Origin of the sequence: Salinimicrobium profundisediminis (genome assembly GCF_026241755.1) — a bacterium.
Taxonomy (GTDB): Bacteria; Bacteroidota; Bacteroidia; order Flavobacteriales; family Flavobacteriaceae; genus Salinimicrobium; species Salinimicrobium profundisediminis.
In genome coordinates, this window is sequence record NZ_JAPJDA010000003.1 from 1 (window position 1) to 23,631 (window position 23,631).

Here is a 23,631-nt window from a genome sequence, read left to right on the forward strand (position 1 = left end):
GACTCAGGTGAAAAAACCACTCCTTTAAATATCTACCAACAAAAAAGCCGCCTAAAAATTACTTTTCAGACAGCCTCTTTTATTTCAGAAGTAATGTAGCTCAGGGTTAGGTTTTTCAGAAAAAAAAGAATGTGGTGTGAGCGATGGGATTTTTTCCATTCTTATGGATTTTTTCCTACATTTTTAAAATAAATTGCTACTTTTACCTTTTTTGAAGCCCATGAAAGAGCAGTTATTTGCAGTTATTGATGTCGAAACAACAGGAGGCGGGATTAATGGAAACCGCCTTACAGAAATTTGCGTGGTGCTGCTTCGCGGTTCTAAAATTGTCGACAAGTTTACCAGCCTTATCAATCCCGAAAAAGAAATTCCGCGGCACATCACCGGTTTAACCGGAATTGACAATGCCATGGTTGCCGATGCTCCAAAATTTCATGAGGTAGCTAAAAAGATTGAAGAGATTACCCGGGATGCCATTTTTGTAGCGCATAACGTGAATTTCGATTACAATGTACTTCGGAATGAATTTAAGGAGCTGGGATTTGATTACACCCGTAGAAAACTCTGTACTGTTCGCCTTGCCCGTAAACTTATGCCGGGTTTATTTTCCTACAGCCTGGGGAGGTTGTGCGATTCTATTAATATTCCTATTTCCAACCGCCACAGGGCCGAAGGGGATACCGATGCCACAGTTATTCTCTTTCAACGCCTGCTGTCGTTAGATGATGATTATAAGGTGATCAATTCTTTTTTGCATGTACGTTCGCGACAGGCCACTTTACCGCCACATCTTGATGCCGAAGAAATTCACAGCCTGCCCGAAAGTCCGGGGATCTATTTGTTCAAAGACAGGCAGCAAAAAGTGATCTATGCCGGGAAAGCCATTGACATTAAGAAAAGGGTGATCTCCCATTTCTACGATCGTATGAGCAAGGAATATGAACTGGGGCAGGAAACTTATTCTATTGACTACGAAACTACTGGGAATGAGCTGATGGCTTTGCTGTTGGAAGCAGAATGCATTAGAAAGTATTATCCCAAATTCAACCGGGCGCAAAAAAGGCCGGGGCCGGTATTTCAAATTGTAAGCTATACTAACCAACGCGGTATTTTGCAGCTGGCTATAGAAAAGACCAGCAAGCGTAGGAAATCTATAGGCACTTTTTATAGTCGTAGCCTGGCGCAGGAAAAACTAGAATATTTATGTCGTGAGTTTAAACTCTGCCCAAAGTACTGCAGCCTTCAGGCTAATGTAGAACAGTGTAGGCATTATGAAATAGTGAGTTGTGAAGGTATATGCACCGGGGAAGAGGAGATTGAATCGTACAATAATAAGGTAACGGCAGCTATTGGTTCCCTTACAGAAGAATCTTCCACATTTGTGATAAGGGAAAAAGGAAGGCACTATGAAGAGGAGGCATTTATATTGGTAAAGGCAGGAAAATATTCGGGTTACGGCTTTATAGATGCTGACACGGCAATAAGTGGCCCCGATGATCTTGAACCTTTTTTGAAGCCACAGCCGGCCACGTATCACACCAACAAGATCCTGAGCAATTACATGCGGAAGCAGGGAAAACCCAACGTGGTATTTTTTAAAACTTCTGAAGAAGCTTCAGAATTTAAACCGGAAGTAAGAACCAGAAAAAATGCCAGGATCATGGCTACTCACGGCACACTTTCGCTTTTTGAATAATGAAATAATCAGTTGAAAATTTGCCATTTTTGACACTCCTGTTGAAGTAAGTCCTTTCAGAAGAGTGTATAAAAAACTAAAAGTTACCGAATTGCTTCAGTAACTTTTAGAACAGGAGGGCTAGATCTTGAATTAAATAATTTAAGCGGCTTGTTTCTTCACCGGTAGTTCACGGGTTAACCAGCCTCTTCTATTAGCTGTGGCCATGGCATAAGGGGTGATCCAGAACAATCCGAAAGTATAAAAGATACTGTACGAATAGGCCCAAAAAGCTTCAGCAATATTGTATTTCTTCGCATAAAAGAAAGCCGGCAGACTGGAGAAAATTAAGATACTTAAGAGGGTAGAACTAATGAACAACACCGGGTGCAGCACCAGTAACACGATCATGATAAAGAATAACGGATAGGCGGTTAACATGTGCATCCATTGGTTAAGAAGTAAAAGTCGGGTACCCAGTTTTGATCCATTCCGGAAAGGTTTAAAAGCAAACTTGGTCATCATAAGGTTTTCCCGCACGTTGCTTCGTTCCCAGCGGGTAAACATCTTGTGCAGACTGCTGAATTTTTCAGGAATATTGGTAAGAACATAAGCGTTTCGCTGGAACAGAACGTGATAACCCTGCTTAAGGATCATGTTTGTCATGGCCCTGTCTTCACCAATATCTGTAGGTTGCCCCATGAACTTTTGGTTGATCCATTCGGAAAGACAGTTCATTACGGCTTTGCTTCTATAGGCTGCAAGAGCACCGGGAGTACATAGTACCGATCCCAAAACACTTTGTGCCGAACGTATAAATTCAAAACTGAAAACAAAACTCACGTTCAGCATACGTGGGATGATGGCTTTTTGATTGTTGAGTACACGAACATTTCCTGCAACTGCCCCGCAGTCTTTATTGATGACGAATGGGGAGACCAGGTTGCGAAGCGTATCTTTTTCAACTATAGAATCACTGTCTACCGTGACAAACACCTCGCCTGTGGCAAGATTAAATCCGCGGTAAAGCGCATGTCTTTTTCCCTGGTTGGTAGGTTGTTGATAGATATCAACGCTCTCTCCCAGCAATTCTTTTGCTTTCTTCATCCATTCCCAGGTGTCGTCTTTACTGCCGTCGTCAATGGCGATTAGCTGTAGTTTTTCTTCGGGATAAAGGCTATTGGTTAAACTCACCAGGGTGTCATACACCTGCCTGCCTTCATTATATGCGGGTACAATAACAGTACAGGCCGGCAATTCTTCATCGGTCACCGAATCAACAGGTTTATACCGAAAGAATAAACTCCCAACGTAAGCAAGGAAACCCATCCTGAAAAGTAACAGGAAACCCGATACAAACAGGAGGATCATACCGCCAATGGTATTCATTCTTCCAAGGTTCATTTGCTCAAACTGCGGCTGAAGCAGATATACAGTTAAGGCTCCTCCAAGTAATAACAGGAATGTACCCGCTAAAGTGAACAGGTGCCTTTTGGTAAAAGATGCCTTTTGGTAATTTTCCGGGACCTGTTGGGTTGCTGTAGCATCTTGCTGCGTAGCTTTAGTAACATCAGGTTTTCTAAAAGAAGCGGATGAAGTTAATTTTAAGTCTCTTGAAATCATATAGAATTATGTACTTATTTCTGTTTAAACTTTCTTGTAAGAGATGGTTTTCTCCGGGAAAGGAAGTACCAATTCACATACCAAATCTAAACAGGTGATAATGAAGGGGGATTTTGCAGTAACTGGGGAAAATAAGTGGGAGCAGGTGAGAAAGTTGTGGATTAAATCCACAATAATCTGTTTTAAAACCCGCAAAGAAAGGTAGGAGTTCAACAATAAATATAGGAATAGTTAGAAATGGGATTTATTGTTGACACAACTTGTACTGCAGTAAAATAAGAAAAAAACCCTCAGCAATTTTGCTAAGGGTTTTTTCTCCATTCTTGTTACGAGTAAAAACCGGTAGATTTAAACAAATGTTCTTTCCCCCCAGAATAACATTTGACAAGCCGAAGTTAATCAACTCTTTCACCTCCCAATCTTAACTCAATAGAATTTCTGATGAAGCTAAGATAAAGAGGAATAATATCTTTTGAAATACCTATTTATAGGTATTTTTTATGCACTTCTTCAGAAGGTGTTGATTGCTTTTTTATAGTAGAGCCTGAACCTATTGAAAGCACTTACAAAATAGTTTTATCAAGACTGATGGCTTCAAAAGTTTACTTCCAAAAATGCTATTTTTGACACCTCTTTTATTTATGTGAGAAAATCTTCAAGAGGAATTCAGAGGTTAGAAATCTTCCTTAAAAATTCATAAAGAATTAAACCTTCGTAAATCAACGTGAGACAAACGCTTCAATTTCAGTAAAATAAACTAGGAAACTTTTTTTGTTTTTTAGTTTATTTTGGCCTTATCTTTGCTTCGCTTTATACGATTAAAGAAATTAAAACAAGAGTGAAATGAAGAAATTACTATTAGGCTTGCTTTTTACTACCGGCTTCGCCTTTGCTCAAGATCCTGTAGAACTGGATCTAAATGAGGCCGTAAGCTACGCCCTGGAGCATAAAGCTGAAGCTGAAAAGGCACGGTTAGACATAAAAAGTGCCGATGCAAAGATTGCCGAGGTGAGAGCCAGTGCGTTGCCAAACCTTTCGGCAAGTGCAAACACCACTTATAATCCCCTTTTACAGGAGAACGTTTTGCCGGGAGAGATCTTTGGGATGCCGGGCGAAGATATCGCGGTAGCTTTTGGAAAGGAATGGACCTCAAATGCCACAGCACAGTTAACACAAACCCTTTTTAATCAGCAGGTATTTACCGGTCTAAAAGCGGCAAAATCTACCAAAGAATTTTATCAGCTTAATGCTCAACTCACCAATGAAGAGATCATTGAGCGGGTAGCAAATGCTTATTACCAGGTATACCAGGCACAGCAAATGCTGGAAAATTTACAAAGTAACCTGGAGCTTACAGAACAGACTGTAGAAATTGTACAGGGTTTATTTGAAAACGGCCTGGCGAAGAAAATTGATTATGATCGTACCAAAGTGGCACTAAATAACCTGATTGCCAACAGGCAACAGGTGCTTAACTCTGTAGCCCTTAGCGAGAATGCTTTGAAGTTCATGATAGGTATGCCTATTGGGCAGGAAATTAGACTTCCGGAGCGGACTTTTGATCCGGTCATTTTGCCTGAAATCAATCCTCAAATGGTTGAACGAACCGAAGTACAGCTTTTAAATAAACAACTGGAACTACTTAACTGGCAGAAGAAAGCCAGTATTGCTGAGTATTATCCTTCTCTGGCATTAGTGGCCAACTACGGATGGCTGGGACAGGGAGATGTTATTCCTCTTGGAAACGGTGAGGATAAAGGTGTTTACTGGTCCGATATGTCGGCTATAGGGGTTAATCTAAGTATCCCCATCTTTAATGGAGGGGCAACCAAAGCAAGAGTAAAACAAAACCAGTTTGAGATTGAAAAAGCCCGTGAAGACCTTGAAGATACCAAACTTGCAATGGAGCTGGCCCATGCCAATGCGGTAGCTCAATTAGAGAACAATTTACTCACTATTCAAACTCAGGAAGATAACGTTGAGCTGGCCCGTGAGGTATTTGAAGATACGCAAAACAACTACGGTCTTGGTCTTGCCAGTCTTAATGACATGCTTGACGCCGAAAGAGATTTAGCTGAAGCGAAGAATAACCTTACCAACGCCCGACTTGATTACAAACTTGCCGAAGTGCAGTTATTGAGATCACAGGGACAATTAGAAACACTTACCAATAATACTTTATAAAATGAAAAAGAAATCCATCATAACAATAGTAGCGCTTGTAGGAGTTGCTGTAGCTTTCTTTCTAATCCTTCAGAATAACAAAAACAAAAACGAAGCAGAATTAGAGATTGTAGCTCAAAAGAATACTGAAGTTTCAGTAAGAACTGCAAATGTGACAAGTGAAAATATAAGTGGACAGTTCACCGTAAACGGAACTTTTGAGCCTGAAACCCGGGCGAATATTTCCGCAGAAATGGGTGGTCAAATTGTTGAGATCTATGTAGAAGAGGGAAGTGAAGTGAAAAAAGGGCAGGTTGTTGCCAAACTTTCGGGAGATAAGATCAATGTAAACGTCAATAATGCAAAAGCAAATCTTGACAATGCAGAATCTACTTTGAGTAGATATGAAGCAGCTTTTCAAACCGGAGGTGTAACCGCCGTTCAGCTTGACCAGGCACGTTTACAGGTGCAAAATGCAAGAGCACAATATAAATCGGCTCAACTTAGCTCGGGCGATACCAATGTGCGTTCAAAAATAAGCGGTATTGTAAACAAGAAGATGGTAGAAGAGGGAATGGTAGTTGGTGCCGGTACGCCAATCATCGAGGTGGTAAATATCTCTTCGCTTGAACTTAGGGTTGAAGTAGATGAAGCTTTGGTAAGCCGTGTCCAAATTGGTGACACCGTGAATGTGGTGCCAAGTGTAACAAAAGATACCATTAAAGGAAAGATAAGCTTTATAGCTCCTGCTTCAAACGGAGCCTTGAAATTTCCTGTAGAGATCACAGTTGAGAATGAGAATGGGCAAAGAAAAGCAGGGATGTATGCTACTGCGGTTTTCAATGAAACTGGAAATGACAATGTACTTACTATTCCAAGAGAAGCCTTTGTGGGTAGTGTAAGCGATAACAAGATTTTTGTGGTAGAGAACGGAACTGCACAACTCAAGGAGATACAGACAGGGATTAACTACGGAGATAAAGTGCAGGTTACTGCCGGACTTAATGAAGGAGATGTAGTGGTGACCAGCGGACAAATTAACCTTACCGACAATACTGCGGTAAACATTCTAAAATAAGAGAAAATGAAATTAGCAGAAGTTTCTATTAAAAGGCCCAGCCTGGTGATTGTAATGCTTGCATTACTTATCATAGGAGGACTTTTTAGCTATAGTCAGCTCAACTATGAGTTGATCCCAAAATTTGAAGTGAAGGTGGTCACAGTGATGACCGTCTACCCCGGGGCATCGCCGGCCGAGGTGGAGAACACGGTTTCCCGAAAGATAGAAGACGCGGTTTCTTCCCTTGAGAACATCAAGAAGATCCAGACAAAATCTTTTGAAAGCTTGTCGGTAGTTACCATTCAGTTTAACAATGATGCCGATGTTGACTTTCTACTTAATGAAGCCCAGCGTAAGATCAACTCCATTAGGTCTGACCTGCCAGAGGATATTGACGAGCCATCGCTCTCCCAGTTCTCACTTTCAGACTTACCCGTGGTAAGCCTTGGGGTTACAGGTAACCTTTCAGAAAATGAGCTTTATGAGTTGATAGATCAAAAGATTGAGCCTGCTTTTTCAAGACTTTCGGGGGTAGCACAGGTGAACGTTGTTGGTGGCCAGGAAAGAGAGATTAGGGTAAATATTGACCCAAACAAACTTGAAGGTTACGGTCTTACCGTACCACAGGTACAACAAATTATTACAGCTTCCAACCTTGACTTTCCTACAGGAAACCTTACTACCCGTGAAAATACCACGCTTATCAGGCTTTCAGGAAAAATCCAGTCGGTTGATGAGCTTAGAAATCTGGTAATTGCATCTCAGAATGGCCAGAACATTCGGTTAACAGATGTTGCTGAAGTTCAGGATACTCAAAAAGAAACAGAGAAAATTGCCAGGATTAACCGTCAAAGTACCATTTTACTACAGGTTCAGAAGCAAACAGATGCCAATGCGGTAACTGTAAGTGAACTTGTTCAGGAAAAAATGGCCGAATTAGAGCAACAGTATGCAGATCAAGGCATTGAACTTACCATGGCAAATGATACGTCTACCTTTACCCTTGCAGCAGCCGATTCGGTAATCAAAGACCTTTTGATCGCGGTAGGGCTTGTGGCCTTTGTAATGCTTTTCTTCCTGCATAGTTACAGGAATGCGCTTATCGTGATGGTGGCAATTCCAACCTCGCTTATCGCAACATTTATAGGAATGTTATTGCTTGGTTATAGTTTGAACCTCATGAGTTTACTTGCCCTTTCGTTGGTGGTAGGTATCCTGGTAGATGATGCGATTGTGGTGATTGAGAACATTCACCGCCACATGGAGATGGGTAAAAACAAAGTACGTGCGGCTTATGATGGAGCAAAAGAGATTGGGTTTACAGTAACTGCAATTACCCTGGTAATTGTGGTGGTGTTCCTGCCTATTGCCCTTAGTAGCGGACTTGTTGCCAACATTATTGCACAGTTTTGTGTGACGGTAATTATTGCCACCTTGTTGTCGTTACTGGTTTCATTTACCGTGGTGCCATGGCTTTTCTCCAGATATGGAAAACTGGAACTCATTAGTGGCGATTCTTTCTTCGGAAAAATCATTCACCATTTTGAGAAGGGGCTTACGTGGTTTACCGAAGAAGTTACCAAGATCCTTAACTGGTCTCTTGATAATAAAATTAAAACCTTCGTTATAGTGTTTGTGCTGTTTGTGAGCTCTATAACTTTAGTGGGTATGGGTTATATCGGGTCAGATTTCTTCCCGAGGACCGATAGAGGAGAATTTCTTGTACAGCTTGAAATAGACAAGGATGCTTCTATAGAGGAAACCAATTTTATTACCCAAAAAGCAGAAAACTATCTTGCACAGTTGCCCGAAGTTGAGCGAATAATCACTACTGTTGGGCAGTCAAGTAGTGGAGGAATGGGTGGTGCACAGGCTACCAATTACAAATCAGAAATCAACGTTACCCTTGTAGACAAATCTGAAAGAGATGATAAAACAAATGTCTATGCGGCTAAACTAACCCGCGCCCTGGAGCAGGAATTGGTGGGCGCTAAGGTAACTACCGTACCTGTGGGCATAGTTGGGGCTGAAGAAGCACCATTGCAAATGACCGTTACCGGAAATTCTTTTGAAGATGCCATCACTTATGCTGAAGCTGCTGAAGAAATTCTGCGGAATATAGACGGGGCGACAGAAATTGAACTAAGTGTTGAAGAAGGTAACCCTGAAATTTCGGTAAATGTAGACCGTGATAAAATGGCATCTTTAGGACTTAATGTTGCCGTGGTGGGGCAAACCCTGCGTACTGCCTTCAGTGGAAATACCGATAATAAGTTCCGTACCGGAAGCACCGAGTATGACATTAACATCATTTTTGATGAGGCTTCAAGAAACAATATTGAAGATGTAAGGAATATTCAGTTTATAAACAATCAGGGGCAAAGAATCAACCTGTCTCAGTTTGCCGACATTACTTATGAATCTGGCCCTTCTTTGCTGGAGCGTTATGACCGTTCACCATCTGTGACCGTTAAGGCCCAGACTGTGGGTAAAACTACCGGTGCTGTAGCACAGGAATGGGAAGAGAAACTGGCCAGTGTAGAACAGCCTAAAGGAGTAGACTGGACCTGGGGAGGAAACATGGAAAACCAGAGTGAAGGTTTTGGAACGCTGGGTATTGCCCTTTTAGCTGCAATTATGCTGGTGTACATGATCATGGTGGTGTTGTATGATGACTTTGTGAAACCGTTTATTGTATTGTTCTCCATTCCGCTTTCGTTTATCGGGGCATTATGGGCACTTGCACTCACCAATAACAGTTTGAATATTTTTACCATTCTGGGAATCATTATGCTTATTGGATTGGTTGCCAAAAATGCCATTCTGTTAGTAGATTTTGCCAACCACAGGCTGGCACACGGTGAGAAAATACGCGATGCATTGATCCAGGCGAACCACGCCCGTTTACGCCCTATTTTGATGACTACCATTGCGATGGTCTTCGGGATGTTGCCAATCGCCCTTGCATCGGGTGCAGCGGCCGAGATGAGTAACGGTCTTGCAATTGTGATCATTGGGGGGCTTCTATCCTCTCTTTTCCTCACACTGGTTATTGTGCCGGTTGTGTTCATGATCTTTGTGAGACTGGAAGAGAAGTTCACTAAGAGCGAAAAGAATAATTATGAAGAGTTGATGGTGGCCGATTATGAGCACGTCGATCCTAAACATGAACTGGAGTTCTAAAAATGCCAAAAACTGGCTGCATTTTTTTGCGGTCAGTTTTTCTTTTTTCCTTCCGCTTTAAATTGAGAATTTTAGAAGGAGGAACTCATCAAAAATGAAAAACAGGAAATAATGGAAAAGGATATTGAATTTTTAGAGAAGGTTTCAGAACTTTTCATTCAAAATGGAGCTAAAACTGTTACCATGGATGATATTGCCCAGGAACTTAAGATCTCCAAAAAAACGCTTTATCAAAAATACCAGAATAAGGAAGCGCTTCTTGAGGAGGTTTTGACCTATAAACTGGAGAAGGTGATCGCCAAAATGAGGAATCTGGATGAAACTATTGAAAATGCTGTGGAGAGAATGTACTCCAGGGATCAGGATATTGAAAAGGCTTCCAGGACGAATGATTCTGTTATGTTGAGGCAGCTTATCAAGTACTATCCGCAGATCTTTAATAAGCACATGTTGTTCTTTTCAGAAAAATTATCAGAAATACTGGCACACAATATTGAGAGAGGGAGGAAGCAGGGGCTGTATAGAGAGGATTTTGATGCATATTTTTATTCAAAGCTTTTCTTCCAGTTGACCATGACCTATGATAATTCTCCTTTTCTCGATACTACAAACATCTCAAGAGAGCAGTACCAACATGAAACTTTGAACTTTTATATGAACGCGATCACGACCGAAGAAGGCAAAGAAGTGATGAAGGAATTTAAGCCTTCTTACCATTAAAATTTTAGCATGTACCAATTTAAGATTAGTCAGCTTCAAGTTCTGTTCACAGTATTTTTTCTTTTATCGTTTTACAATACTTCTCAGGCGCAACGTGTGACAAGAGAGCAGTTAAAGGATACACTTTTACCTTCATTTTCGGCCTATCGCGATAATTATTTTATTACGGGAGTACCCCTGCAAAATGATATTTCTAAGACCACGGCAGATGCTAAATACCAGATAAGTTTTAAACAGTTGGTTACCAGGCACGTGCTTCCATTTCAAACCCAGTTGTTCTTGACCTACACCCAAAAATCTTTTTGGAATATCTATGAATTCTCCAGTCCTTTTCAGGATGTGAATTTTAATCCGGGTATTGGGTTGGCTTCAGGTATTTATAACAGGAACGACGAGTTGACGGGAATTGCCGAATTCAAACTTGAACACGAATCTAACGGCCGCGAAGGTGAAGCCTCAAGGAGTTGGAACAGTATTATCCTCACCTACAACGCCCGCCTTAACAATAAGACTATTTTGACCCTGAGAGGATGGTTCCCTTTTGGCTACAGTGATAACCGCGACCTCATAGATTATATAGGATATGGCGAAGCCAATTTATCTTATGACCTGGCTCCAAAATGGAATTTAGAGGTTTCTGCCCGTAAAGGTGCCCAGTGGGACTGGAAAGGTAATGTAAGGTCAAGGGTCTTCTACAGGATATCAAAAAGTACCAATCAACACCTCATGCTGGAGTGGTATGTAGGTAATGCCGAAAGCTTAATTGATTACCACGAATATGAGAATATGATTAGGATTGGCTATGCCATAAAATCCCCCGACCTAAACTTGCTTAGAGGCAAGAAGACCAAACCGATTTATGAGTAATTCTGAAACCGGACGACAAAATGACTTTTTAGCGCTTTTTTCTTCAGAAAGAAGCAGCATTAACCCCCGAATAAGAATAATATGAATTCATTCCCTAAACTACTCCAATACCAGGAAGTTTTATCAATCTGGGCTGGATCAAAAATAAAGACAAACGAAGACTTTGAAACCTATTGTGACTGTGATTTTGATTTTATTGAGATCCTTCTTCTTTTTGAGAGCAGGTTTTCATTGAATCTTTTGGAAAGTACGGTTGTACGTCACGACTTTCAAACAGTCAGTAATTTCTTGGTATGGCTAACACGACAGCCAGGAGCTGCCGGATCATATATTCCTTTTCAAACCCATGAGCCTGAAATATGGCATGTTTCCGAAGTTTTGTAGGATGGGAGGATTGGATAAGTTCTGCAGGATCTAAAATATATATAATGTTTATCTGAGGAGATATATTTTAGAGAAAACATTGGAGAAAGCCCGGGATCAATTTCCGGGCTTTTTATATTAGTAATGATTTCTGAAGGTGTTGATTTAGCATAGCAGAAACTAATCTTGATAACATTAACTATACGAATTGGGATTAAATTACAACTAAGACAAAAAAGCGTGTAATTTTGTTTTTGTGCGCAAGTTGGCATTTTGTAGGATATATAAAGATCATCCAAGTTCCAAATTATAGCTCAGCCCGCAACAGATGCAGGCACTTTATACTCCATTTAAAAACTACTTCAAGACAGGTAAATGAAGCAATTTTCTTTAATCCTGATACTCTTCTTACTTAGTGTGGCAGCTTCTTCACAGGAAGTAATTGATCGTTACGGTGCGCTAGTTCGTTCTAATGTTAGCGAAGCCAATGTTTATTTAATTTTTACAGGACATGACCATTATGAGGGCTTTAAACATGTGCTGGAGGTACTTAAAAAGCAGGAAATACAGGCTTCCTTTTTTCTCACCGGAGATTTTATAAGACAGCACCGTGAGCTGGTAAAAGAGATTGCCGCAGCAGGTCATTTTGTGGGGGCGCACTCCGACAGGCATCTTCTATATAACGATTGGACCAAGAGGGATAGCTTACTTTATTCACCTGCTACAATTAAAAAAGACATCAAAGATAATCTGAAAGAGCTCAAAGCCATAGAGATTTATCCTGAAGTTTTTATGCCTCCTTATGAATGGTACAATCAGGAAGTGGTGGAAATAGCTGCGGAAGCAGGCCAGCGCACTATAAATTTTAGCCCCGGAATACGAACCAATGCCGATTATACAAGTCCCGATATGGCCAACTATCTCTCCAGCCAAGAAATTTTGAAGAATCTGTACCATTTCGAACAAGAACATGGCTTAAACGGATTTCATATCCTCATTCACCCCGGAACCAGTCCGCTTAGAAAAGATAAACTTTACCTTAACCTCGATTCAATTATCAGTGAATTAAAAGAAAGAGGTTATCATTTCTTCAGGTTTATGTAATGCAGCAAAAAAGGCTTTAAAAGTTATATCCTTTTGTATTTCAGACGGAAAGGAGGTTCTGTAAATCCCTTACTTTTCCTAAAACTATACTTCTTTGCAAATGGTTAGAGTAGCAGGATCTTTCCGAAGAAACAGCTGGAAAAAATGTAGTTCCAAAATGCCATTTTTGAAAGGAAAATTCCACTATACTTTCTGAAAATCAGTTTTTTTAAAACTTGTAGGAAATAGCCTGGATGGTAGACGCATTTCCAGGCTCTTTATTTTTTTATAGGGTTTATTTTATGAATTTGTCCTCTTTCTTTTAACAGTCTTTTTATCAAATTGTAGATAGCTTATTTTAATTTCAGAATTAAACCTAATCAACAAAATTTATGAAAGATAATAAGAAAGAGACTTCAAAAAAAATTGAAGACTTAAAGAAGAACACCTCTAATCCAAAGGGGAAAACAATGACCACCAATCAGGGTTTAAAGGTAAATGACACCAATAATTCTTTAAAAGCTGGAGCACGTGGTGCATCATTATTAGAAGATTTTATTCTAAGGGAGAAAATCACTCATTTTGACCACGAGCGCATTCCCGAGAGAATTGTACATGCACGCGGAAGTGGCGCTCACGGTTATTTTGAGCTTTATGAGAGTCAGGAGAAATATACCAAAGCAGGCATATTTACTGATACTTCAAGAAAGACGCCGGTATTTGTGAGGTTTTCAACGGTTGCCGGTTCTAAAGGATCGGCCGATCTTGCCCGTGACGTGAGGGGTTTTGCTACCAAGTTTTATACCGATGAAGGGGTGTTTGACCTTGTAGGGAACAACATGCCCATCTTTTTTATTCAGGATGCCATGAAGTTTCCCGATTTGATCCATTCGGTGAAACCTGAACCCGACAGGGAAATTCCGCAGGCAGCTTCGGCGCATGACACTTTTTATGATTTCGTTTCTCATACTCCCGAAACCCTGCACAATCAAATCTGGTTGATGAGCGACAGGGCGATCCCGAGAAGTTTCAGGATGATGGAAGGTTTTGGGATTCATACCTTCAGGTTAATAAATGCAGAAGGAAAATCCCATTTTGTGAAGTTCCACTGGAAACCATTACTCGGAGTAAAATCGGTGACCTGGGATGAAGCGGTGAAAATTCACGGTGCCGACTCAGATTTTCACAGGAGAGACCTGTGGGATGCCATAGAAGCCGGCCAGTACCCGGAGTGGGAATTAGGATTTCAAATAGTTCCCGAAGAAGACGAACATAAATTTGATTTTGACCTTTTAGACCCTACAAAACTGATTCCGGAAGAAATGGTACCGGTACAGCGCATTGGGAAAATGACACTTAACCGAAATCCCGATAACTTCTTTGCAGAAACTGAACAGGTGGCATTCCACCCGGGGCATGTAGTGCCGGGAATTGATTTTACAAACGATCCTTTGCTGCAGGGAAGGTTATTTTCTTACACCGATACCCAACTTTCAAGGCTGGGCAGCCCAAATTTTAATGAAATTCCAATTAATCGTCCCGTCAACGAAATTCATAACAATCAGCGGGATGCCCATATGCGTATGACGGTGAATAAGGGTAAGACAGCTTACTTCCCAAATTCAATTGGCGGCGGTTGCCCTCACCTGGCAAAAATAGCCGAAGGTGGGTTTAGCCATTATGAAGATCGAATTGATGCCAAAAAAGTTAGGGAACGAAGTGAGAGCTTCAATGACCATTTTTCGCAGCCTGCGTTGTTTTACCGCAGTTTAACCCAGCATGAGCAGGAGCATGTGGTACAGGCTTATTCTTTTGAACTGGGCAAATGTACTTATGATCATATTAAGGAGCGAATGCTGTACATACTGGCCCAAATTGATGAAACCCTGGCATCAAAGGTGGCTTCAAATCTGGGAATGGAAATTCCTTCAGAAATTGAACGACCGCTAAACCAGGCTATAGGAGCCGATGCAGATGTTGAAAAACAACAGCCGGGGCCTAAAAAGAACTATCTCGATAAATCTGAAGCTTTGAGTCAGGAGTTTTTGCCTTCCGAAGGAATAGCTACACGAAAAATTGCCGTTTTGGCAGGCGATGGCTTTAGTGAAAGTGACTACAACAAGATGAAGAAACCCCTGGAAGAAGCTGGAGCCATGGTGCAGATTGTGGGCACCCACGGCGGCAGCATTACCTGTGACAAAGGTGATTCTCACAAAGTTGCTCATTCACTTATGACCACAGAAAGTGTGGTGTTTGATGCACTTTACATTCCCGGTGGCAAAAAGAGTATTGATGCCCTCATGAAACAGGCAAAAGCCAAAAAGTTCATCAATGAAACTTTGAAGCACTGCAAGGCTATCGCTTTAGATTCTGAAGCAGAAAAGCTGTTTGATGCAACCTATGGTAAAGATTTTAAAGATGATGAAGCGGTGATTATAAATGGAAAACCGCAGAAATTTATCGATGCCATTAGCAAACACCGTAACTGGAAGAGGGAAAAAGCAGCCATGGAAATTCCTGCTTAAATTCCTGAATATTTAAATGATGAAAGGGTTTAACTTAAACAGGTTAAACCCTTTTTTGATTAAGTTATTTCCTTTTTCTATTGAGGTATTTTCTTACAGGGATATCATAGGCAACCATAGCAACGTAAGCCACTCCAATCAATACAATGGTACCTAAAGAGATGATGAGAAAGGTCTGGGTTTCTCCCGGCTGGTAATTGGTGTAATAGTTCCCAAACATCCAGATGACTGCGTAATGCGTCATGTATAGCGGATAGGAAATATCTCCCGAAAATTTGCAGAAGTTTTTTAACCTTTTAGACAGGCTAGAACCTGCACCAAGCGAAATAAGTAACGGGAAATAGAAAAGCACAATCGCCGTTTCTATCATCCAGTTCATTTCAAAATAAGGCATAACAAAAGCCAGGGATAATAGTAAAGCCAGGAAAATAAAACCAATCTGATTTTTTATCACCCAGTTGTAGCGGAAGATTAATAACCCCATTGAAAAAGAGTAGGAGATTCGCGCACAGCCATCCCAAAAATTCTCTCCCGTCCATCCTCCTAATAAGTTGCCTGCGCTATAACTTACGTAGCCAAGAGCTATGGCCGCCAGCAGGGTTACTACAAGCAAGTAGCGGCGGCCTAACCTGTAAAGAACCAAAGCGTATACAATATTGGCCACATATTCCCAGAACAAAGACCAGGAAGGGGCATTAAGCCCAAAAAGATTAAACGCCCTGTCTTCCATGACCGGAAGAGGAATAAGAAAAATAGAACATAAAAAGATAAGAATAATCCTTCCGGTTCCATAACCTTGTGCATCAAGGGCAAAAGGATCAAAAAGAAGTGCAAGGAGACCCAATACCGAACCCAGGATAATTAGAGGGTGCAGGCGGATCAATCTTGACTTGAAAAATTCCCAGGTTCCAATTTTTTGAATGCGGTCATCATAGGCATATCCAACTACAAATCCCGATAAACAGAAAAAGAAATCGACCGCCAGGAAGCCATGACCAATAAAATTCTTGCTGAAATCTGGATATACCCACTCCATAAAGTGAAATATTACAACTGCTAGTGCCGCTACACCTCTTAGCCCGTCGAGTATTAAAAAGTGCTTTTTTGATTTAAGATTTTTGGTCGCTGGTGATGAGAGAGGAGGGGACGAAATTTTAAACATTACTAAACAGGTAGGTTTGGTAGATTACTTTAGAAATTAGATAAAAGCTAAAGTTAGGATAAATTATATTAATTTTAAGTTTACTTAAATAAATAATTTAGATAAGTCTTAGAAGATAGGATAAGACGCTACGAATTGGTCTAATGTGAAGAGATGAAAAGTTATTTATAAATGCCTCTAGCAGAATTGGCCAAAAGCTTTAAAGTGCTAATAGTTGGTTCTGGTTTTGTACCATATCGTTCACAAATACAAAAAGGGGTCAAACCAATAGGTTTAACCCCTTTTCTCCTTTAAACTCAATTTCAAATAATTTTTAAACAATGGCAGGGAATGTGAGCAGGGGAGATGGGCTGCAAGACTGCATTCGTTTAATCCTGTCCCTTACAATTCCTCTTTTGAAGAGGTTCATATTCCTTTTTTCGGGCATTAGAACAATATCGGGCTCTTCTTTTTCTATGGCTTTGCGAAGAGTATCAAAAACTTCAGAAGAATAGAGTGTTCTGTAGGAAATTTTAGGATAAGGAATTTCCTGTTCCACTTTTTCCTGGAAATCCTGAAGCTTTTGAAGTGCCTCATCTTCTTTGCGGTGGGTAATGTGAACAACTTCAATACTGGCCTCTAGAGATTGGGCCATAGGGATCAATTCCTTGAGATAAATAAGTTCCTGATCGTCTAAAGTGCTTGCAAAAAGGATCTTTTGAGGCTGTTTAAAACGGTATTGTGGCGGCACAGCCAAAACAGGCAAAGAAGATTTTCCAATCATTTCGCTGGTCGTGGTGCCCACGAGTTTATCCTTTAGTTTACTGGCGCCACAAGCCCCCATAACGATCACCCTTACCTGCAGGTCTTTGGTGAATTTCAGGATCTCTTCGGCTATGCTGGAGCCAGAAACTACCGCGGGAGAGATGGTTTGGGGCTGATAATTTTCTTTTAGATGTAGCTTGCAAAAATCCTGAAGCTCTTTTTGGTGGTCTTTTAAAAAATCCCCTTTTGGTCTATCTACTTCATAAGAAGGATAAACATGAAGAGCAATAAGGTCGTCTCCCATGATTCGGGCGAGTTCAGCTGCATATTTTAGCGCAGCCACAGAGTTGCTCGAAAAATCGGTTGCGTAGATTATCTTTTTCATGATTTTGAATTTACCTGTTTAAAGGTAAGACCATAGATACCAATAAAGTATGATTATTATCAGGTTGTAAAAATATAGTTGCTTTCAAGATTAGGTTCCAAAAATGCCCTTTTTGAAGATCATTTATTTCTGTTGAAAAAACTGAACTTTTTTTCTTAATATCTGAAGCTATTTGTATGCTGAAACTGACTTAAAATTATTTCTTCGGAAGTACTTCTGCTGAAAAAACCTGCCAAAAATGACAAATATTTGCCTTACCGGCCAAGTTCCTGTAAAAACTGAAATCTCCTTTACACAAATTAACGCTCTACATTCTTTGTTGCCTGAAACTTCCCTTATTTTTGCCTTTTTTCAATAGTAAAGGATATGGATTATTCAAAGATAAAGCTCGTGGTGAGCGACATGGATGGAACTTTGTTGAACAGCAAGCACGAGGTGAGTCCGCAGTTTTTAAAGATTTTTAAAGACCTGCAGGAGCAGGAGATTAAATTTGCCGTGGCCAGTGGCAGGCAGTACTACAGCCTTAGGGAGCGAATGGACGAGATTAAAGATGAGCTTATTTACATAGCCGAAAATGGAGCTATTGTAATGCAGCATGAGCAGGAATTACACGTTGTACCTATGCAAAAAGAGGTAGTGCACGAACTTATACAGGAAGTGCGAAAACTTGAAAATAAGTATCTAATTCTCTGCGGAAGGGAACAGGCCTACATTGAAAGTACAGCTCCCGAATTTATGGAGCCGTTTCTTAATCATTATGAGAAATACAAAGTGGTAGATGACCTGATGGAAGTAGAGGACGACCTTTTTCTAAAATTCACTATTTGTGATCTTTCAGGAGCCGAGAAAAATTCCCTGCCTTACCTAAAGCATTTTGAAGATCGCCTGCAGGTAAAACTTTCCGGAGAAATTTGGATAGATTTTAACCATAAGGAAGCTCAAAAAGGAAATGCGCTCATTGCCGTACAGGAGCAGATGAACATTAAGAAAGAAGAAACGGTTGCTTTTGGAGATTATCTAAACGACCTGGAATTATTTGAACATTCGGGCTACAGCTACGCTATGCAAAACGCACATAAAGAAGTGAAAGCCGTGGCTACGCACCACGCCGGCAGCAATGACGAACTGGGAGTGGAAAAGGTACTGGAAGAGCTGCTTGAAGGCTTAAAAGCTGCCAAGGCGCAGTCTTTATAGATACTTGCAGAGTATAAAACCAGAAGATCAGGATTTCAGAAAATAAAAAGTCGCCTCAAAAGCTGTAATTAACACCTGTAACTGTTTCAGGGTGTCAAAAATGGCATTTCAGGCGACCTTTTCAGTTTAATACAACCTATTAGTAAGTTGCAGGTGTTCCCGGTTGTGGTAATGATTTCTGAATAAATTCCCTCACATCATCATTGGCCTTTTTAAGGTCCTCATTCCGAAGGTACATCATATGGCCGCTGCGATATCCTTTAAAGCTTAACCTGTCGCGCATCTTTCCGCTGGGATCCAGCTGCCACATGGTATATTTTGCATCAAAATATGTGGTTGCCCCATCAAAATACCCACTCTGAATAAGCACATCAAGGTTAGGATTCTGAGCCATGGCCTGACGCAGGTTTTCCCCGGTATTATCGCGGCTTCGGTCCCATGGGTGCACGGGCCCAAACATATAATAGGTAAGGTCTGTCTTGAATTTAAGGTCATTCCTAAGATAATGATTGATTGCCGGAGTAAAAGAATGTAGCCATGAGGTGAGTTCAGCATTATAATCGGGGGAATCTCCGGCTTCTTTGCGGTCTAAGCCAACATAGCGGGAATCAAGTCTTCCCACGGTCATACCTTTTTGATCTCTCAGCAAATCTTTCCAAAAATAATTATAGGGTACTTCTAAATTATGCTGAAGAATTTCCTTCTCAGAAATTCCGGAATAGCGGGCCATAGTTGAAGCCACTTCTTCTTTCTTGTCCTGCTCCAGGAATCCTCCTTTGGCAAGAGCAGGAAGTAATTCATTTATTGCGTATTGTTCAACTTCGGGAAGCAACTCTTCCAAATCCCTTTTTTGAAGATCTTGCGGAAGCAGGTTGTGGTACCATGCGGCGGCAGTAAAGTAGGGGAGTCGGTTTGCGACTTCTACAGGGCCTTCACGGTCTATTCCAATATCTGTAGGAGAAACAAGGATTACTCCATTTAAATACATCCACTGTGAATTCTGAAGTTCGAGGGCCAAACCGGAAACCCGGGTAGTTCCATAGCTTTCGCCAATCAAATATTTTGGAGACAGCCAGCGGTCATACCTGGTCACAAAGGTGTTGATCCATTTTGCGAGATAGCTAACATCGGCATTCACACCAAAGAACTGGTCCCGATTCTGTTTTTTCTCACCTTTTGGCTCAATGATCCTTGAAAACCCAGTATTTACAGGGTTAACATAGACAATATCGGCAATATCAAGAATTGAATACGGATTCTCTTTTGTGCCGTAAGGCTGAATAGGGAAACCCTCAGGATCTATCTCCAAAACTCGCGGGCCAGTATAGGCAATGTGCATCCAGACAGATGCAGAACCAGGCCCACCATTAAAGGAAATCACCAATGGCCGGTTCTTTAATTCATTAATACCACTGCGTTTGTAATAGGTATAGAAGAGACTGGCAAGGGTTTCACCATCTTCATTCCAAACAGGTTGCATACCTGTGGTTGCCGTATAGTCAATTCTCTGCCCGTTTATGTTCACCCTGTGGGAGGTAACTACAGTAGTGTCAACAGGGATCTGGACGTCCTGTGCCCGGACTTCGGCATGTAAAACAGCAAATAAGATTGCGAGGAAAGTAATTTTTTTCATTTCAGGTTCTTGGTTAAAAAACCTAAAAATAGAAAAAATCAGAAGAACCTGCGCCGTTTTTTAGAAGCTGTAACTAAAGGACAGCCCCTGGAATTCATTTCCCCTTATATCGACTCCCATAGCCGGAGATACCTGAAAATTCTGTTCATCCCTCTTGTGAAGCTCCGGAATAAGAATTCCGCTTGCTGCACCCACAGCATATCCTACTATGTTATCGGTGAGGAAGTGTTTCCCGGCTTCGGCCCTTAAGTAGGCCACCCAGGCAGGAACAATCGCTGCTGCAGTCCACACATACGGTTTCGCTGCCGAATCCGGATAGGAATCATTGTAGATCTTGGCCGCAAAAAAAGTAGCGGAGGCCGTAGCTGCAGTATGTCCTGCAAAAAAGGATCTTTGCGCCCCACTTTCCCTACGATCTTCTTCGGGAACAGAGGTGTTATATGCTAAAGGTCGCGCCCTCTCTACCAAACCTGCAGAAATAGTATATAAAGCTCCTGTTGTAGCCATACTTTCCAGGAACATTACTGAAATTTGTCCGGCGTTTGACCGCATATTGCCATCTGCCACCATCATAATTACAGGAACTGCAAAAGACCCATAAAAAGGATAGTAGCTTATCTTATCGGCCCTGTCACTGTGATTTCCCGCCAGAAAACGGTCTATACCCGGCACATCATCTTTTGATAAATCGTTAAGTTCTTCAATAGTGAGATCATCCTTGTCCTGGATCAATTTAAGACCCAGCACGTTTAAACCTAATCCCACACCCACCCAGGGAGCATCAAGCTTCCAGCTGATCTTGTATGGGGATTGGGAAGTATCGCTATTGGAGGTGGAAAAAGATTGAGAGTAAGTAGAAAAAGTAAAGCAAAAAAGTAAAACTATAACACAAATTGATTTCTTCATCTTTTGGGAGTTTTAATCAAAGCTCGTTTTTTTACTTTTTACAACCTGAAGCATTAACGCAATTATAAGAGTGATAGCAAGGGTTTTCAGAAAATTTTCAGAAAACTAACCTTCTTCCTGAGAGCTTCAATCCATTAGTGAAGAAAACTTTTTGTTTAAGTTTATTTAAAAATATTAAAACAAAACTTACCTTTGGAAAAAGATTGCTATGAAAATATATCAGTTACACACTGTTCAGAAATTACCGATTTCTTTGGAGGAGGCGTGGAAATTTTTTTCCAGTCCTGCAAACCTCAAAGTAATCACACCGCCTTACATGGGATTCGATATTATATCGGGAGGGGATAGGTCAATGTTTGCCGGACAAATCATTCAATATATAGTTACTCCCGTAGCCGGAATTAAAACAAAATGGGTGACAGAAATCACTCATATCAAAGAACCTTATTATTTTGTAGATGAACAGAGGTTTGGACCTTATGCTCTTTGGCACCATAAACATTTTCTTAGGGAAATAGATGGCGGCGTAGAGATGGAAGATATTATAGATTATAAACTTCCTTTTGGAATAATAGGGCAGGCAGTTCATCCTTTGATGGTCAAACCCAAACTGGAGGAAATCTTCAACTTCAGAAGAAAGAAACTTATTGAATTGTTTGGGAGCTATAAAAAAGAGGCCGTTTAAATTACCCTTTTTGGCACCTCTCTAAAAGAAGCATAAGAGCAATTTAAAAGGCCTGTTTCAGATCTTATCTTAAAATCTTATTCCTGCGAGTTTAGATCTTTTGAGCTGATTTTTGTTTGTAGTGACTAAACAGATCGTGCTCTTTGATCATCGCTGTGGTTTTTTCGGGCAACATATCTTCCCATCCACCTTTACCTTCAGCAATTAATTGTAATACTTCCCTGGAGAAAATATCTAAAATAGCCGGATCGTAATTTGTAATATCCACAACCTTTCCGTTGTATTTGAAGAACTTGTACAGTTCCTTCATTCTTGGATGTACTTTCAGGGTATCACTGGTCGTAATTTCGCCGGTCTCACGATCTTTGAACGGATATAAATAGACCTTAAGATCTTTAAAGAACAACTTTCCGAATGCCTCCAGGATCCCTCCACTCAGGTGCCTGTAGTATTTCTCATCAAATATATCTACCAGGTTGTTTACACCCATTGCAAGCCCCATGCGTTCTTTGGTGTAGCGGGAGAAATATTCTACAACCTTATAGTACTCCTGGAAGTTTGAGATCATCACGGTTTGACCTAGGGAGCATAGTAATTCTGCCCTGTCCATAAAATCCCGTTCATCAATTTCTCCTTCCGCCCGAAGGTTTGAAAGGGTGATCTCAAAGATCACTTCTGTATTTTCTTCAGAAACCCTGTTTTCATTGAGGAAAAGTTCCAAAGAACGCTTGTACATGTCCATATTCACCTTGGTCACCGGTCTAAAGCTACCGCGCAAGGCCAGAATGTTCTTTTTGTAAAGGATCTTAGCTGGTAAAACGTTATTCCCGTCGGGGGCGAACATTACCGCTTCTGTCATTCCGTTTTTGACCAGTTGTAAACTCATCAACCTGTTATCGACCTTTTCAAATCGAGGGCCCGAAAAGTTGATGGTATCAATCTCTATCTGGTCTTTATCTATGTGGTCGTAAAGATAACGGAGTAATTTCTTCGGGTTATCATATTTATAATAAGCTCCGTAGATCAAATTCACTCCCAGGATTCCTAACGTGTTTTGCTGCAAGCGAGCATCGTTTTCGTGAAAACGCACGTGGAGACTGATCTCGTTGTAATCTTCTTCAGGATGCACCTGGTATTTAATTCCTACCCAGCCATGACCTTTATATTTCTTGGCAAAATCAATGGTGGCCACTGTATTGGCGTAGGTGAAAAATAATTTGTTGGGGTGTTTTTCGCGGGAAATCCTTTGCTCAATGAGATTGGTCTCATGTGTGAGCATTTTTTTTAAACGTTCTTCGGTGACATATCTTCTGTCGTCTTCTATTCCGTAAATTGCATCACTAAAGTCTTTATCATAGGCGCTCATGGCCTTTGCAATAGTCCCAGAAGCACCACCGGCTCTAAAGAAGTTACGTACAGTTTCCTGCCCGGCACCTATTTCAGAAAAAGTTCCGTAGATATTTTCATTTAGGTTGATGCGTAAAGCTTTACTCTTTATCGACGGGACATTTTCAAATTCCCGGTCACCCATTATAGTTATTGGCATAGCTATTTTTTTTGTACAAACTTGTTCCTTTGTAGGAACGGCTTAGATCGTAGTCAAAGGTACTAAAATGGAGGGCTAAACAAAAAATAATACTTAGTTTTGTGGTAAAATTAA

17 protein-coding genes are annotated in these 23,631 nt (G+C 40.9%); 11 read left to right on the forward strand and 6 right to left on the reverse strand.

Translation table 11 applies throughout. The annotated features are described in order from the left end of the window. Nucleotides 1-220: 220 nt before the first annotated feature. Nucleotides 221-1,696, forward strand: a complete 1,476-nt coding sequence (locus OQ279_RS02340; protein ID WP_266068171.1) for an exonuclease domain-containing protein — start codon at nt 221-223, stop codon at nt 1,694-1,696. A 141-nt stretch (nt 1,697-1,837) separates the two neighbouring features. Here the strand turns inward: OQ279_RS02340 and OQ279_RS02345 are convergent, their stop codons facing one another. After that, nucleotides 1,838-3,298, reverse strand: coding sequence for a glycosyltransferase family 2 protein (locus tag OQ279_RS02345; RefSeq protein WP_266068173.1), 1,461 nt, complete (start codon nt 3,296-3,298; stop codon nt 1,838-1,840). An 843-nt stretch (nt 3,299-4,141) separates the two neighbouring features. On the opposite strand from OQ279_RS02345, the gene OQ279_RS02350 reads away from it, so the two are divergent. The 8 genes from OQ279_RS02350 to OQ279_RS02385 all read left to right on the forward strand — a co-directional run bounded on the left by OQ279_RS02350 (nt 4,142) and on the right by OQ279_RS02385 (nt 15,262). Continuing rightward, the gene (locus OQ279_RS02350) at nt 4,142-5,482 is read left to right on the forward strand and encodes a TolC family protein (protein ID WP_266068175.1); all 1,341 of its coding nucleotides are present in this window, start codon (nt 4,142-4,144) and stop codon (nt 5,480-5,482) included. A 1-nt stretch (nt 5,483) separates the two neighbouring features. Continuing rightward, entirely contained in the window at nt 5,484-6,539 is a 1,056-nt protein-coding gene (locus tag OQ279_RS02355; protein ID WP_266068177.1) for an efflux RND transporter periplasmic adaptor subunit, read from the forward strand. Between the two features lie 6 nt (nt 6,540-6,545). Further along, nucleotides 6,546-9,704 carry an efflux RND transporter permease subunit gene (locus OQ279_RS02360; RefSeq protein WP_266068179.1) on the forward strand — a complete coding sequence of 1,053 codons (3,159 nt, stop codon included), beginning with the start codon at nt 6,546-6,548 and terminating at the stop codon, nt 9,702-9,704. A gap of 111 nt (nt 9,705-9,815) precedes the next feature. Further along, nucleotides 9,816-10,424, forward strand: a complete 609-nt coding sequence (locus OQ279_RS02365; protein ID WP_266068182.1) for a TetR/AcrR family transcriptional regulator — start codon at nt 9,816-9,818, stop codon at nt 10,422-10,424. Between the two features lie 9 nt (nt 10,425-10,433). Further along, nucleotides 10,434-11,291, forward strand: coding sequence for a phospholipase A (locus OQ279_RS02370; protein ID WP_266068184.1), 858 nt, complete (start codon nt 10,434-10,436; stop codon nt 11,289-11,291). 81 nt (nt 11,292-11,372) lie between these two features. After that, complete coding sequence (locus OQ279_RS02375; protein WP_266068185.1) at nt 11,373-11,675, forward strand: hypothetical protein; 303 nt, start codon at nt 11,373-11,375, stop codon at nt 11,673-11,675. Between the two features lie 354 nt (nt 11,676-12,029). Continuing rightward, nucleotides 12,030-12,758: a polysaccharide deacetylase family protein gene (locus OQ279_RS02380; RefSeq protein ID WP_266068186.1), complete on the forward strand. Its 729-nt coding sequence runs from the start codon at nt 12,030-12,032 to the stop codon at nt 12,756-12,758. A 371-nt stretch (nt 12,759-13,129) separates the two neighbouring features. After that, nucleotides 13,130-15,262 (forward strand): catalase, encoded by a 2,133-nt coding sequence (locus OQ279_RS02385; protein ID WP_266068187.1) that lies wholly within the window; start codon nt 13,130-13,132, stop codon nt 15,260-15,262. A gap of 64 nt (nt 15,263-15,326) precedes the next feature. Here the strand turns inward: OQ279_RS02385 and OQ279_RS02390 are convergent, their stop codons facing one another. After that, nucleotides 15,327-16,424 (reverse strand): acyltransferase family protein, encoded by a 1,098-nt coding sequence (locus tag OQ279_RS02390; protein WP_266068188.1) that lies wholly within the window; start codon nt 16,422-16,424, stop codon nt 15,327-15,329. 313 nt (nt 16,425-16,737) lie between these two features. Next, nucleotides 16,738-17,553 (reverse strand): universal stress protein, encoded by an 816-nt coding sequence (locus OQ279_RS02395; protein ID WP_266068189.1) that lies wholly within the window; start codon nt 17,551-17,553, stop codon nt 16,738-16,740. A 366-nt stretch (nt 17,554-17,919) separates the two neighbouring features. On the opposite strand from OQ279_RS02395, the gene OQ279_RS02400 reads away from it, so the two are divergent. Beyond that, complete coding sequence (locus tag OQ279_RS02400; protein WP_266068190.1) at nt 17,920-18,747, forward strand: HAD family hydrolase; 828 nt, start codon at nt 17,920-17,922, stop codon at nt 18,745-18,747. Between the two features lie 139 nt (nt 18,748-18,886). On the opposite strand, the gene OQ279_RS02405 is transcribed toward OQ279_RS02400, so the two are convergent. Further along, complete coding sequence (locus OQ279_RS02405) at nt 18,887-20,380, reverse strand: S10 family peptidase (protein ID WP_266068191.1); 1,494 nt, start codon at nt 20,378-20,380, stop codon at nt 18,887-18,889. A 60-nt stretch (nt 20,381-20,440) separates the two neighbouring features. Continuing rightward, nucleotides 20,441-21,286 carry a phosphatase PAP2 family protein gene (locus OQ279_RS02410; protein ID WP_266068192.1) on the reverse strand — a complete coding sequence of 282 codons (846 nt, stop codon included), beginning with the start codon at nt 21,284-21,286 and terminating at the stop codon, nt 20,441-20,443. A 208-nt stretch (nt 21,287-21,494) separates the two neighbouring features. Here OQ279_RS02410 and OQ279_RS02415 point away from each other — a divergent pair, with 208 nt between their 5' ends. Further along, nucleotides 21,495-21,971 carry an SRPBCC family protein gene (locus OQ279_RS02415; protein ID WP_266068193.1) on the forward strand — a complete coding sequence of 159 codons (477 nt, stop codon included), beginning with the start codon at nt 21,495-21,497 and terminating at the stop codon, nt 21,969-21,971. 91 nt (nt 21,972-22,062) lie between these two features. On the opposite strand, the gene OQ279_RS02420 is transcribed toward OQ279_RS02415, so the two are convergent. Next, a complete protein-coding gene (locus OQ279_RS02420) occupies nt 22,063-23,517 on the reverse strand; it encodes a TonB-dependent receptor (RefSeq protein WP_266068195.1) in 1,455 nt (484 codons plus the stop codon). Nucleotides 23,518-23,631 lie beyond the last annotated feature (114 nt).

Excerpts from the sequence above, each read along its gene's own strand:
- OQ279_RS02355 (WP_266068177.1), top strand. The coding sequence starts at position 5,484 with ATGAAAAAGAAATCCATCATAACAATAGTAGCGCTTGTAGGAGTTGCT.
- OQ279_RS02405 (WP_266068191.1), bottom strand. The coding sequence starts at position 20,380 with ATGAAAAAAATTACTTTCCTCGCAATCTTATTTGCTGTTTTACATGCC.
- OQ279_RS02415 (WP_266068193.1), top strand. The coding sequence starts at position 21,495 with ATGAAAATATATCAGTTACACACTGTTCAGAAATTACCGATTTCTTTG.
- OQ279_RS02350 (WP_266068175.1), top strand. The coding sequence starts at position 4,142 with ATGAAGAAATTACTATTAGGCTTGCTTTTTACTACCGGCTTCGCCTTT.
- OQ279_RS02365 (WP_266068182.1), top strand. The coding sequence starts at position 9,816 with ATGGAAAAGGATATTGAATTTTTAGAGAAGGTTTCAGAACTTTTCATT.
- OQ279_RS02410 (WP_266068192.1), bottom strand. The coding sequence starts at position 21,286 with ATGAAGAAATCAATTTGTGTTATAGTTTTACTTTTTTGCTTTACTTTT.
- OQ279_RS02375 (WP_266068185.1), top strand. The coding sequence starts at position 11,373 with ATGAATTCATTCCCTAAACTACTCCAATACCAGGAAGTTTTATCAATC.
- OQ279_RS02345 (WP_266068173.1), bottom strand. The coding sequence starts at position 3,298 with ATGATTTCAAGAGACTTAAAATTAACTTCATCCGCTTCTTTTAGAAAA.
- OQ279_RS02340 (WP_266068171.1), top strand. The coding sequence starts at position 221 with ATGAAAGAGCAGTTATTTGCAGTTATTGATGTCGAAACAACAGGAGGC.
- OQ279_RS02360 (WP_266068179.1), top strand. The coding sequence starts at position 6,546 with ATGAAATTAGCAGAAGTTTCTATTAAAAGGCCCAGCCTGGTGATTGTA.
- OQ279_RS02385 (WP_266068187.1), top strand. The coding sequence starts at position 13,130 with ATGAAAGATAATAAGAAAGAGACTTCAAAAAAAATTGAAGACTTAAAG.
- OQ279_RS02380 (WP_266068186.1), top strand. The coding sequence starts at position 12,030 with ATGAAGCAATTTTCTTTAATCCTGATACTCTTCTTACTTAGTGTGGCA.
- OQ279_RS02395 (WP_266068189.1), bottom strand. The coding sequence starts at position 17,553 with ATGAAAAAGATAATCTACGCAACCGATTTTTCGAGCAACTCTGTGGCT.
- OQ279_RS02420 (WP_266068195.1), bottom strand. The coding sequence starts at position 23,517 with ATGCCAATAACTATAATGGGTGACCGGGAATTTGAAAATGTCCCGTCG.
- OQ279_RS02390 (WP_266068188.1), bottom strand. The coding sequence starts at position 16,424 with ATGTTTAAAATTTCGTCCCCTCCTCTCTCATCACCAGCGACCAAAAAT.
- OQ279_RS02370 (WP_266068184.1), top strand. The coding sequence starts at position 10,434 with ATGTACCAATTTAAGATTAGTCAGCTTCAAGTTCTGTTCACAGTATTT.
- OQ279_RS02400 (WP_266068190.1), top strand. The coding sequence starts at position 17,920 with ATGGATTATTCAAAGATAAAGCTCGTGGTGAGCGACATGGATGGAACT.